This is a genomic window from Methylibium sp. T29-B (assembly GCF_000576225.1).
In the GTDB taxonomy this organism is placed as follows: domain Bacteria; phylum Pseudomonadota; class Gammaproteobacteria; order Burkholderiales; family Burkholderiaceae_C; genus Methylibium; species Methylibium petroleiphilum.
In genome coordinates, this window is sequence record NZ_AZSN01000133.1 from 1 (window position 1) to 9,925 (window position 9,925).

Annotated in this window: 10 protein-coding genes and 1 pseudogene; 6 read left to right on the forward strand and 5 right to left on the reverse strand. The window is 70.3% G+C overall.

What is annotated here, in order from left to right; genetic code table 11:
• Positions 1 to 43 precede the first annotated feature (43 nt).
• Complete coding sequence (locus Y694_RS16810; protein ID WP_011830893.1) at positions 44 to 757, forward strand: NAD(P)H-dependent oxidoreductase; 714 nt, start codon at positions 44 to 46, stop codon at positions 755 to 757.
• A 108-nt stretch (positions 758 to 865) separates the two neighbouring features.
• Positions 866 to 1,765 (forward strand): LysR family transcriptional regulator, encoded by a 900-nt coding sequence (locus tag Y694_RS16815; protein WP_036234602.1) that lies wholly within the window; start codon positions 866 to 868, stop codon positions 1,763 to 1,765.
• A 284-nt stretch (positions 1,766 to 2,049) separates the two neighbouring features.
• On the opposite strand, the pseudogene Y694_RS26825 reads toward Y694_RS16815, so the two are convergent.
• A pseudogene (locus Y694_RS26825) lies at positions 2,050 to 2,424 on the reverse strand (pyridoxamine 5'-phosphate oxidase family protein); the annotation flags it as partial.
• Positions 2,425 to 2,887: 463 nt separating this feature from the next.
• Between Y694_RS26825 and Y694_RS16825 the strand changes: the two are divergent.
• A complete protein-coding gene (locus tag Y694_RS16825; protein ID WP_011830890.1) occupies positions 2,888 to 3,166 on the forward strand; it encodes a protein NO VEIN domain-containing protein in 279 nt (92 codons plus the stop codon).
• A 221-nt stretch (positions 3,167 to 3,387) separates the two neighbouring features.
• Here Y694_RS16825 and Y694_RS16830 read toward each other — a convergent pair whose 3' ends face one another.
• Both Y694_RS16830 and Y694_RS16835 read right to left on the reverse strand, forming a co-directional pair.
• Positions 3,388 to 3,993, reverse strand: a complete 606-nt coding sequence (locus tag Y694_RS16830) for a tRNA-uridine aminocarboxypropyltransferase (RefSeq protein WP_011830889.1) — start codon at positions 3,991 to 3,993, stop codon at positions 3,388 to 3,390.
• Positions 3,994 to 4,063: 70 nt separating this feature from the next.
• Positions 4,064 to 4,966 carry a LysR substrate-binding domain-containing protein gene (locus tag Y694_RS16835; RefSeq protein ID WP_011830888.1) on the reverse strand — a complete coding sequence of 301 codons (903 nt, stop codon included), beginning with the start codon at positions 4,964 to 4,966 and terminating at the stop codon, positions 4,064 to 4,066.
• A 156-nt stretch (positions 4,967 to 5,122) separates the two neighbouring features.
• Here Y694_RS16835 and Y694_RS16840 point away from each other — a divergent pair, with 156 nt between their 5' ends.
• Positions 5,123 to 5,497, forward strand: coding sequence for a 2Fe-2S iron-sulfur cluster-binding protein (locus Y694_RS16840; protein WP_011830887.1), 375 nt, complete (start codon positions 5,123 to 5,125; stop codon positions 5,495 to 5,497).
• Between the two features lie 51 nt (positions 5,498 to 5,548).
• On the opposite strand, the gene Y694_RS16845 is transcribed toward Y694_RS16840, so the two are convergent.
• Positions 5,549 to 6,484, reverse strand: coding sequence for a catechol 2,3-dioxygenase (locus Y694_RS16845; RefSeq protein ID WP_011830886.1), 936 nt, complete (start codon positions 6,482 to 6,484; stop codon positions 5,549 to 5,551).
• Between the two features lie 184 nt (positions 6,485 to 6,668).
• A complete protein-coding gene (locus Y694_RS26575; protein WP_011830885.1) occupies positions 6,669 to 8,432 on the reverse strand; it encodes a sigma-54-dependent Fis family transcriptional regulator in 1,764 nt (587 codons plus the stop codon).
• Positions 8,433 to 8,659: 227 nt separating this feature from the next.
• Here Y694_RS26575 and Y694_RS16855 point away from each other — a divergent pair, with 227 nt between their 5' ends.
• Both Y694_RS16855 and Y694_RS16860 read left to right on the forward strand, forming a co-directional pair.
• Positions 8,660 to 8,920 carry a phenol hydroxylase subunit gene (locus Y694_RS16855; RefSeq protein WP_036234607.1) on the forward strand — a complete coding sequence of 87 codons (261 nt, stop codon included), beginning with the start codon at positions 8,660 to 8,662 and terminating at the stop codon, positions 8,918 to 8,920.
• 57 nt (positions 8,921 to 8,977) lie between these two features.
• Positions 8,978 to 9,925: aromatic/alkene monooxygenase hydroxylase subunit beta (locus tag Y694_RS16860; protein WP_036234610.1), on the forward strand; the 948-nt coding region annotated here is incomplete at its 3' end.

Consider the following 9,925-nt stretch of genomic DNA (forward strand, 5'->3'; position numbering starts at 1 on the left):
CGGCCGCGGCCGCGGCGCCGGGCGCCTGAGCGCGCCGCGCGCGATGAACGTCTTCATCGTCCACGCCCACCCGGAGCCGCGCTCGTTCAGCAGCGCGCTGTGCTGGACGGCCACCGAGCAGCTCCGCGCGCTGGGCCACGAGGTGCGGGTGTCCGACCTGTACGCCGACGGCTTCGACCCGGTGGCGAGCGCGGCCGACTTCGGCGCACGCAAGAACCCCGACTACCTGGTCTATGCGCTCGAGCAGCGCCACGGCTACGAGGCCGGCACGCTGGCCGAGGACATCCGCGGCGAAGTGGCCAAGCTGCTGTGGTGCGACCTGCTGATCCTGAACTTCCCGGTCTTCTGGTTCGCGCCGCCGGCCATGCTCAAGGGCTGGATCGACCGCGTGCTGATCTCCGGCCTCACCTACGGCGGCACGCGCTTCTACGACCGCGGCGGCCTCGTCGGCAAGCGCGCGATGGTCAGCCTGACGCTGGGCGGGCGACCGCACATGTTCGGCCCCGACGCGATCCACGGCCCGCTCGACGACATGCTGCGGCCGCTGCTGCGCGGCACGCTGGCCTACACCGGCCTCACGGTGCTGCCGCCCTTCGTGGGCTGGCACGTGCCCTACATCAGCGAGGCCGAGCGCGCGCAGATCCTGGTCGACTACCGGCGTCACCTGACCCGCCTGGACACGCTGGCCCCGCTGCGCTTTCCCAGCCTGGACGACTTCGACGCGAAGCTGCACCCGAAGGTGGCGAGCCACGTCTGAGGGGACGGCTGCGCCGTCCGGGCCGAATGCACTCCCGACGGTCCGGCGCAACGCTTGCGTGGAGAATCGCCGAGCCACCTCCGGCGGACTTTCCGAACGCGCAACGACATGGATCGCCTGCAGGCCATGACCACCTTCGTCGCTGTCGTCGACAGCGGCGGCTTCGCCAGTGCGGCGCGCAAGCTCAACCTGTCGCCGCCGGTCGTGACGCGCGCCGTGGCCGAGCTCGAGGAGCGGCTGGGCCTGCGGCTGCTGACGCGGACCACGCGCGTCGTCCGCGTGACCGACGCCGGAGCGCGCTTCGCGGAGGACTGCCGCCGCATCCTGGCCGACATCGACGAGGCCGAGATCACCGCCACCGGCACCCACGCCACGCCGCGGGGCACGCTCACGCTCACGGCGCCGGTGCTGTTCGGGCAGCTCTACGTGACGCCCATCCTCGTCAGCTACCTGCAGCGCTTTCCGGAAGTGGAGGCCCAGTGCCTGTTCCTCGACCGGGTCGTCAACGTCGTCGAGGAAGGGGTCGACGTCGCGGTGCGCATCGGCGAGCTGCCCGATTCATCGTTGCAGGCGGTTCGCGTGGGGCGCGTCAGCCGCGTGCTGGTGGCGGCTCCAGCCTACCTGCAGGCTCATGGCACGCCCCAGCGGCCGGAAGACCTGCCCGACCACACCCTCGTGTCCGCGGCCGGGGTGAACCCGGTGTTGGAATGGCGGTTCAACAACGCGGGCAAGGTCCTCCTGCAGCGCGTGCAGCCTCGCCTGCGCACGGTCACCAACGACTCCGCCATCGCGGCCACCCTGGCGGGTCTGGGCATCACGCGGCTGTTGAGCTACCAGGTCGCAGCGCATCTGCGCAGCGGCGCGCTGCAGGTCGTGCTCGAGGCGTTCGAGCCGAACCCGCTGCCGGTGCACGTCGTCCACCACGAGGGGCGGCGCGCGACGCAGAAGGTGCGCGCCTTCGTCGACCTGGCCGTCGATCGGCTGCGCGGCGATCCGGCGTTGCACTGACGCGGCTCACGACGCTGCGGCGGGCTGGCCGCGGTGTCGCCGCCGGGGCCGGCCAAGGCCGCGAGCCGGGCTTCCAGCGCGGCGATGCGCTGGTCCCGTTCGTCGAGTGCGCGCTGCACGTCTTCCGCATCGAAGCGGACCGGGATGTGCTGCGGGCAGTTCCAGTCGTAGCCCTCGACGGTGACGACCATGGCGCGTTGCGGCCGCGCCTGATAGGCCGGGTCGATCAGGGCCTTGGCCAGCGCATCGTCGGGCGCCAGGTCCTTCACCGCCAAGCGACCGAGCAGCTTCAGGCGCACGCGCCGCGCGTAGTCCATCAGGATCAGCGAGACACGGTCGTTCACGGCCAGGTTGCCCACGCTGATGAGCTGCCGGTTGCCGGCGTAGTCGGCGAACGCCAGCGTTCGGTCGTCCAGTGCCTTCAGGAAGCCTTTCGGGCCACCTCGGTGCTGCACATAGGGCCAGCCGGTCTCGGACACGGTGGCCAGGTAGAAGCTGCGCTGCGCGGCAATGAACTCGAGCTCCGCCTCGCCCAGGCGATCATGGGACGCCGGGGCGTCGCCTTCGAAGCTACGCGCATAGCCGGCCCGGCTGCCGTCGCGCTGCTGCGCGGCCTTGACGGACGGTGTGAAGGCGATGTCGGCAAATGCGTGGGACATGACGGGCTCCTCGGGCTGATGCGCTGCAAGGGCTGCGCATGACCGTCACTGTGGCCGAATCGTCCTCACGGCGGAATCGCCGCAGAAGCCAAGTCAGTGTTTCGCGTCCTGAAAGAAAGGGCCGCGCGCCGGCTGCGACGCGACCCGTTCGCGGGCTACGAGGCAGCGTGCGCCTCCCACTCGAACAGCACGTCCTGTGCGCCCTGCTTCGAATTAGGACGGGCTGATCACCGGGATGGTATGCAGCGGGGAGACTTGCACTGACCGCTCTGGGCACTCGCCGTCCGTTGGCCGTGATGCGCTGAGCTGCGGCTTTGCAGCGCTTGCTGTCCCTGGTTTCCGCCGGACGTAATCACACTGTCCGTCGTCAGGCAGCCGTTGGCACGAACGCAAAGCGCCAACTTCACCGGCTGCTTTACGAGATGCTGCAGCCGTATCGCTCTCCGGCCCGGGTCGGCATCAGTTGACCATCGAGGTAAAGACCTCGACGCAAGGCACTTCTGGATTTGCCATGCTCACCCGCAACGAGTGGGAAATGGCTATGGAATCAGAGCGCCACGCCTTTTATTTTTGGAATCTGCGAGACCCATTAAAACCCAAGCTTGCCATCGTCAGTAGCGAGACCATGCTCAATCACATGCCACAAGATCAGGGCATGGGGCAGTGGGATTGCACCAAGGTTCCGTTTTCTGCGTTCACGGAACAGTTCGCCTCGCTTGACAGGAACAAGTCGCCTATTTGAATAGTAGAACCCTGCTGCCCGCGTGTGACGAAGATGCCGAGTATCGAGGCTGTCCGCTGTCCCCTTTCGTCGGTATTGCGGGCATACCGGCCCTGGCCCGTCGAACGGCCGGTGACGAACGCCGCCGCCGCTCAGGATGTCAACATCGAGTGACTCAGTTCAGTCTCAAGCCGCCCTTCACTGGCGCTCCGCTGGAGTATTGGGCGCCGCTCGGCCCAAGGTCACACGAGGCCCTGCCGCGCCGCCACACCAGCGACGAAGCAGCCAAACGCATCCAGCAGCGGCGCAGCGTCGAAGCTCGGGCCTTCCAACATCGCCAGCGCCTGCACGGTGGCTTCCAGCGTCGAGACCTGGTCGGCCCGCCGCGCAGCGCGGATGGTGCGGTACCGCGTGGGCGCCGGTGCCTCCAGCGGCAGCCGCGGCAGCGCCGCCAGGGCCGGGTGCTCCAGCAGCATCCGCAGGCTCTTGCGCCACGTCGCGTCGATGACCACCAGCCGCAGCGGCGCGCCCGCTGGTGTTGCCGGCGCTGGCGGCGCGGGCGCGGCGGGCACGTCCGGATAGAGCAGCCGCGTCTCCCGTCCGGGGCGGTGCAGCAGGGACTGCAGCGCTTCAGGCGCGAAGCGCTCGCCGACCGCCACCTCGCAGTGCGCCAGAGACAGGCGCAGCAGCGCCACGCTGTTCTTCGCCTGGCGCTGTTCCTGCGGGTGCTGCAGCACCAGCACCTCGGTGTGGTGGCCGGTCGGGCGCGCCAGCGTGCACAGGCAGGTGGCCTGGGGGCGCAGGCAGCGCGAGCAGGCCGCGCGGCCGCGGGCGGGCGGGCCGTTCAAGCGGGAAAGGGCGCCAGCCTGTCGGCCCACCGGCGGCCTTGCCGATCGCGGCCTTCCCGCGGTCCTGCACTCACTCCCGCCGCTCCCACTTGTCGCGGTACTCCCGCACGATGCCCAGAAACGACCGCAGCAGCGGCGAGGGGTCGGTGGCGCGGTACAGGCAGCTGAGGTCGATGGTGGCCTGCGGCGCGTCGGCGAGCGGGCGGTACACCACGCGCGGCATCTGCAGCGAGGTGATGGATTCGGGGATCAGCGAGAGGCCGTAGCCGCTGGCCACCAGCGCGATGCCGGTCACCGCGTCGCCCACCTCCTGCGCGATCTGGGGCTCGAAGCCCTGCTGCTTGCACAGCTCGATCACCTTGTCGATGAAGCTCGGCCGCCCCACGTTCGGAAACAGCACCAGCGGGTGGTCGGCCAGCGCGCGGAACGGCACCGCCGCCAGCCCGGCCAGCGGGTGGCTCTCGTGCACCGCCACCAGCAGGCGCTCGGTGGTCACCAGCTCGCGGCCGATGTCGGGCAGCGGCGGCATCATGCGGTTGAAGCCCACGGTGATGCGGCGCTGCCGCAGCCCCTCGATCTGCTCGTTCTTGGTCATCGTGTGCAGCACGATGCTCACGCCCGGCAGCCGGGTGCGGAAGGCCTCCAGCAGCTCCGGGATCACGCCGTAGATGCCGGAGCCGAAGATGCCCACGTCCAGCCGGCCGAGCTTGCCTTCGCCGGCGCGCTGCACGCGGTCGATGGCGCCTTCCACCAGCATGCGGATGTTGTTGGCCTCGGTGCGGAACATCTCGCCGGCCTGCGTGAGCTCCACGCCCTTGGGCGTGCGCACGAACAGGTCGACGCCCAGCTCTTCTTCCAGCGCGCGGATCTGTCGCGTGAGCGGCGGCTGGGAGATGTGCAGCCGCGCCGCGGCGCGGCCGATGTTCAGCTCCTCAGCCACCGCCACGAAGTACTTGAGGTGTCGCAGGTCCATGAGGTGCAGGGGAAAGGTGGGGAGGGCGGCCCGACGGGTATGGCCGCCGGGCGTGAACGGTATTGGCTTTGCCTCGGGGTCTCAAGTATCTTCGCGTCGCCGCGGATCGGCGCACGCCGACCGCCGCACGGTGATAACCCTGAGAGGAGCCCCGAGGTGCCCGTCGACCCCTGTCCGTCATCGCACCGCGTCACGATTGCCGACACCGGCGAGGCCTACGCCTGCAACAGCGCCGAGACCGTGCTGGTCGGCCTGGCGCGGCTCGGCAAGCGCGGCATCCCGGTGGGCTGCCGCGGCGGCGGCTGCGGTGTGTGCAAGGTGGAGGTGGTGTCGGGCCAGTACCGCAAGCGCGTGATGAGCCGCAACCACGTGAACGCCGACGACGAGGCCTGCCACCGCGTGCTGGCCTGCTGCATCTACCCGATCAGCGACGTGGTGGTGCGCGCCATCGGGCCGATGCAGAAGTCGCTCAACCGCGGCAGTGCCGCCGCTGCATCAGCCGCCACCACGCCGGAGGCGGCCAAGGCCTGAGCGAGGCACGGTCGCCACCGCGGGGCCGCACAAGGCCCCGCATGCCCGGCCTCAGGTCACGATGGTGAGGAAGCTCTCGTGCAGCTTGCCGTTCGGGTAGTCCAGGCCGTGGCCGAAGCCGTCGTGGGTCCAGGTGATCGGTTCAACGTCCGGGTAGGGGTCGTAGCCGCCACAGAAGGTCTCGAAGCGGTTGCCCGAAGGGTCCCAGGCGTAGATGGTCTCGCCGCGCGTGGTGCCGTGGCGGGTGGGGCCGATGTCGATGGGCACGTTGTTCATGCCCATGATGTCGCCGGCGCGCAGCACGCGCTCCCAGGTCGGCATGCGGAAGCTCAGGTGGTGCAGCTTGCCCGGCTCGGGGTACTCGACGAAGGCGATGTCGTGCGTCTTGTGCGAGCACGCCAGGAAGATCGCCACCTCGGGTTCGCCCGCTTCCTTGGGGCCGAGGATGCGCTCCACCAGGTAGAAGCCCAGCACCTCGGTGAACAGCTTCTTGTTGGCGGCGATGTTGGTGCCGTACAGCAGGCAGTGGTCCAGGCGGGTGGGCGCCATGCCGCGCTCCGAGTCGGGGCCCCAGGGCGCGGGGTTCACCTGGCCGAGGCCGTTGCCCACGTGCTTCTTGTCGGCATACAGCTCGAACAGGTGGCCGGTGGGCAGCTGGAAGCGCACGCGCTCGCCGGTCTCCAGCAGGTCGCCGGCCGGCACGCGCTCGGTCTCCAGGCCGTAGGCGCGCACGTCGCGCTCCAGCTGGTCGAGCGTGGCGCGGTCCAGCACCTTGTAGCCCACGAAGTCGATGCCGGCGGTGTCGGCCTCGCGCAGCACCACGCTGTGGTGGTCGCGCTCGTCCCAGCACTTGAAGTACACGCGGCCCTGCTTGTCGGTGCCGGTCTCCACGAGGCCGATCACGTCACGATAGAACTTGCGGCTGACTTCCAGGTCGAGCACGCGCAATTGCGCGTGGCCGGGACGCAGCACTCCGGTCATTGCCATGGGGGGTCTCCTCGAGGTGGCGGTGTGCGGTGGGCTCGTGCGACGTCTCGGGCGGTCGCGGCAGCTTGTTGTTGTTGTCGAGCGGTTGCGGGGAAGTGTAGGAAGCGCTCCGCCCGGCGGTCCAATACCGATACTGGGCTGTCGCGATACCTTGTAGGTATCCGCCGGGCCCCGAGGCCGCGGCTCAGCCCTGCGGCGGCGGTGCCAGCGCGCGCAGCCGGTAGATGAGCTGCGCGCGCGTGATGCCCAGCAGCCGCGCCGCGGCGGACTGGTTGTCGTGGGTGCGCGCCATGGCGCTGCGGATCAGCGCGGCCTCGATCTGGTCGAGCGGCGCGCTGGACACGTCGCCGCTGCCGCTCAGCAGCGCCATCACGCGCTGGCCCAGCTCCTGCGGGCCGTGGGGGCCGGGTTCGCCCTCGGCCGCGGCGTCGAGCGGCGAGGGCCCGGCGTGCAGCGAGCCGTCGCGCTTGAGCGCGAGCAGGCCGCCGTCGACCTGCTCGCCGCCGAAGAACAGGTGCACGGTGTCGATGGCGCCCTGGTCGGGCGCCAGCACCACGCCGCGCTCCACCAGGTTCTCGAGCTCGCGGATGTTGCCCGGCCAGTCGTAGGCCAGCATCGCGTCGATCGCGCGGCTGGTGAAGCCGCTCACGCGCCGGCCGTCGCGCTGGTTGAACTTGTGCAGGAAGTGGTTCATGAACACCGGGATGTCCTCGCGCCGCTCGCGCAGCGGCGGCACCCGCACCGGCAGCACGTTGAGGCGGAAGAACAGGTCCTCGCGGAAGCGGCCGGCCTTGACCTCCTCGCGCAGGTTCAGGTTGCTGGCCGCCACCACGCGCACGTCGACCTTGCGCGCCTGCGTGCCGCCCACGCGCTCGACCTCGCGCTCCTGCAGCGCGCGCAGCAGCTTGCCCTGCGCGGGCCAGGCCAGGATGCCGATCTCGTCGAGGAACAGCGTGCCGCCGTCGGCGCGCTCGAAGCGGCCGGGCCGGTTGCTCACGGCGCCGGTGTAGGCGCCCTTCTCCACCCCGAACAGCTCGGCCTCCACCAGCTCTTCGGGGATGGCCGCGCAGTTGATGGCGACGAAGGGCCCGGCCGCGCGCGGGCCGATGCGGTGCAGGCTGCGCGCCAGCACCTCCTTGCCCACGCCGCTCTCGCCCTGGAACAGCACGGTGGCCTGGGTGTCGGCGGCGCGGCGGATCATGTGGCACACCGCGTTGAAGCCGGCCGACACGCCCACCACGTCCTCGCCGCCGAGCAGCGAGCGCGCCTCCGGCGCCGCCGCGGCGCCGCGGTTGGCGGCGCTCAGGCCGCTGCTCAGGCTGTCGGCCTGCAGCGAGCGCAGGTCGTCGTCGGCGTCCTCCCAGTCCTCGACCGGGCGGCCGACGATCACGCAGTGCGGTGCGCCCTGCGCGCAGCACTGCACCTCGCGGAACATCACCGGCCGGCCCATGAAGCGGCTGACGAAGCCCGAGGCATAGCCCACCTGCTGCCAGCACGCCACGTCGGTGCCGATGCCGTAGAGGCGGATGTGCTCTTCGGCCTCGGCCGAGCCGTGCCAGTTGAACTCGCCGTAGAAGCGGCCGTGCTCCTCGTTCATGTCGAGCCGCACCGGCTCGACGCGCGCCACGCCCTCCAGCATGTGCAGCTGCGGGCCGACCAGCATGGCCTCGGTGGGGTGGGTGGAGCCGCGCAGCTTGCGCGCGAGGTCGGCGTCGTGCGAGCCGGAGTTGTAGCCCACGCGCGTGATCAGGCCGCGCGCGCGATCGATGCCCAGGCTCTCGATCAGCTCCTGCCGCAGCACGCCCTGACCCGACACGTGCATCAGCAGCATGCGCTGCTCGTCGAGCCAGATGCGGCCTTCGCGCGCGTCGAAGTGGATGCGCGACACGAGGTCGTCGATCGCCGGCGTGGCGGCGCTCTTGGGGGGCGGGGTCTTGTGCGAGGCCATGGGCGGCGCTTGTAGAAATTCAAACAGTGCAGGCCGCGGATGCTAGCGGCGACCTGCATGAATTGATACACGCGTTTGAGCCGAGTGGCTCGCGACACGGCCGCAAACGCGTTCGCGAGGCCGATTCCGGCGCTCGCGGCGACCAAAGATCAGGGTGTTCCCTAGACCCTGGCGCGATGGCACAGGCCGTGCGAAAGCAGGCCATCTCGACTCCCGTTTCATCACGCATGTCCGTCGTGCCGTTTCATCCGCCAGGGGCCGCTCCGGCCTGCTGGGTGCGCCTGCGCAACGAGCGTCGCGACGGCTTCGTCGAGTTCGATTTCTCGCTCGGCGACCCCGACCTGTGGGTGGAGCTGATCCTGCCGCGCCCGGCCTTCGACGCCTTCTGCACCGCGCAGCGGGCGCGTTCGCTCGGCGCGGCCGAAGGCGCGCGCATCGACGCCGAGCAGGCCAAGTGGCGCTACGGCCGACACGGACCCGACGAATAGCCCACGGCCCCGACACCGGAACGACAAGACACCAGAACACCAGGAGACAAACAGACCATGACCGTCGAAATCCGCACCCAGACCGTCAAGCCGGTGCGCCAGACCTTCGGGCACCTGGCGCGGCGCTTCGGCGACAAGCCGGCCACGCGCTACCAGGAGGCCACCTACGACATCCAGTCCGAGGTGAACCACCACTACAAGCCGCTGTGGGACCCCGAGCGCGACCTCTACGACAAGCGCCGCACCGCCGTCGAGATGGCCGACTGGTACGCGCTGAAGGACCCGCGCCAGTACTACTACGGCAGCTACACGATGGCGCGCGCCAAGCAGCAGGAGGCGCTGGACCGGCAGATGGAGTTCGCCGACCGGCGTGCCCTGCTGGCGCAGCTGCCGGCCGAGGCGCGCGAGGCCATCGTCTTCGCCCTCGTGCCGCTGCGCCACTACGAGTGGGGCGCCAACACCAACCTGAGCCACGTGGCCGCCTACGGCTGGGGCACCGCGGTGACGCAGGCCGCGGTGATGGGCGCGATGGACCGCCTGGGCCTGGCCCAGCACCTCTCGCGCATCGGCCTGCTGGTGGACGGCAACACCGGCGCCGCGCTCGACCAGGCGCACCGCCACTGGGTCGAGCACCCGGCCTGGCAGGGCCTGCGCCGCGAGGTGGAGAACCTTTTCGTCACGCGCGACTGGTTCGAGGTCTTGGTGGCGCAGACGCTGGTGGCCGACGGCCTGCTCTACCCGCTGTGCTACCAGCACTTCGACGCGCACATGGCGCAGCGCCACGGCCCGGCGCTGTCGACCGTGCTCGACCACATCAACCGCTGGCAGGACGAGACGGTGAAGTGGGTCGACGCGACCGTCAAGACCGCGGCGACGGAGAGCGAGGCCAACCGGGCGCTGATCCAGGGCTGGGTGAACCACTGGCGCAGCGCGTTGAAGGCGGCGCTGGCCCCGCTGGCCGAGGCCACGCTGGGCGAGCAGGGCGCGGGCGCGCTGGCCGCGGCC

Coding starts and splice junctions, on each gene's coding strand:
- Y694_RS16810 (WP_011830893.1), top strand. CDS start 44: ATGAACGTCTTCATCGTCCACGCCCACCCGGAGCCGCGCTCGTTCAGC.
- Y694_RS16835 (WP_011830888.1), bottom strand. CDS start 4,966: ATGGACCTGCGACACCTCAAGTACTTCGTGGCGGTGGCTGAGGAGCTG.
- Y694_RS16855 (WP_036234607.1), top strand. CDS start 8,660: ATGTCCGTCGTGCCGTTTCATCCGCCAGGGGCCGCTCCGGCCTGCTGG.
- Y694_RS26575 (WP_011830885.1), bottom strand. CDS start 8,432: ATGGCCTCGCACAAGACCCCGCCCCCCAAGAGCGCCGCCACGCCGGCG.
- Y694_RS16845 (WP_011830886.1), bottom strand. CDS start 6,484: ATGGCAATGACCGGAGTGCTGCGTCCCGGCCACGCGCAATTGCGCGTG.
- Y694_RS16815 (WP_036234602.1), top strand. CDS start 866: ATGGATCGCCTGCAGGCCATGACCACCTTCGTCGCTGTCGTCGACAGC.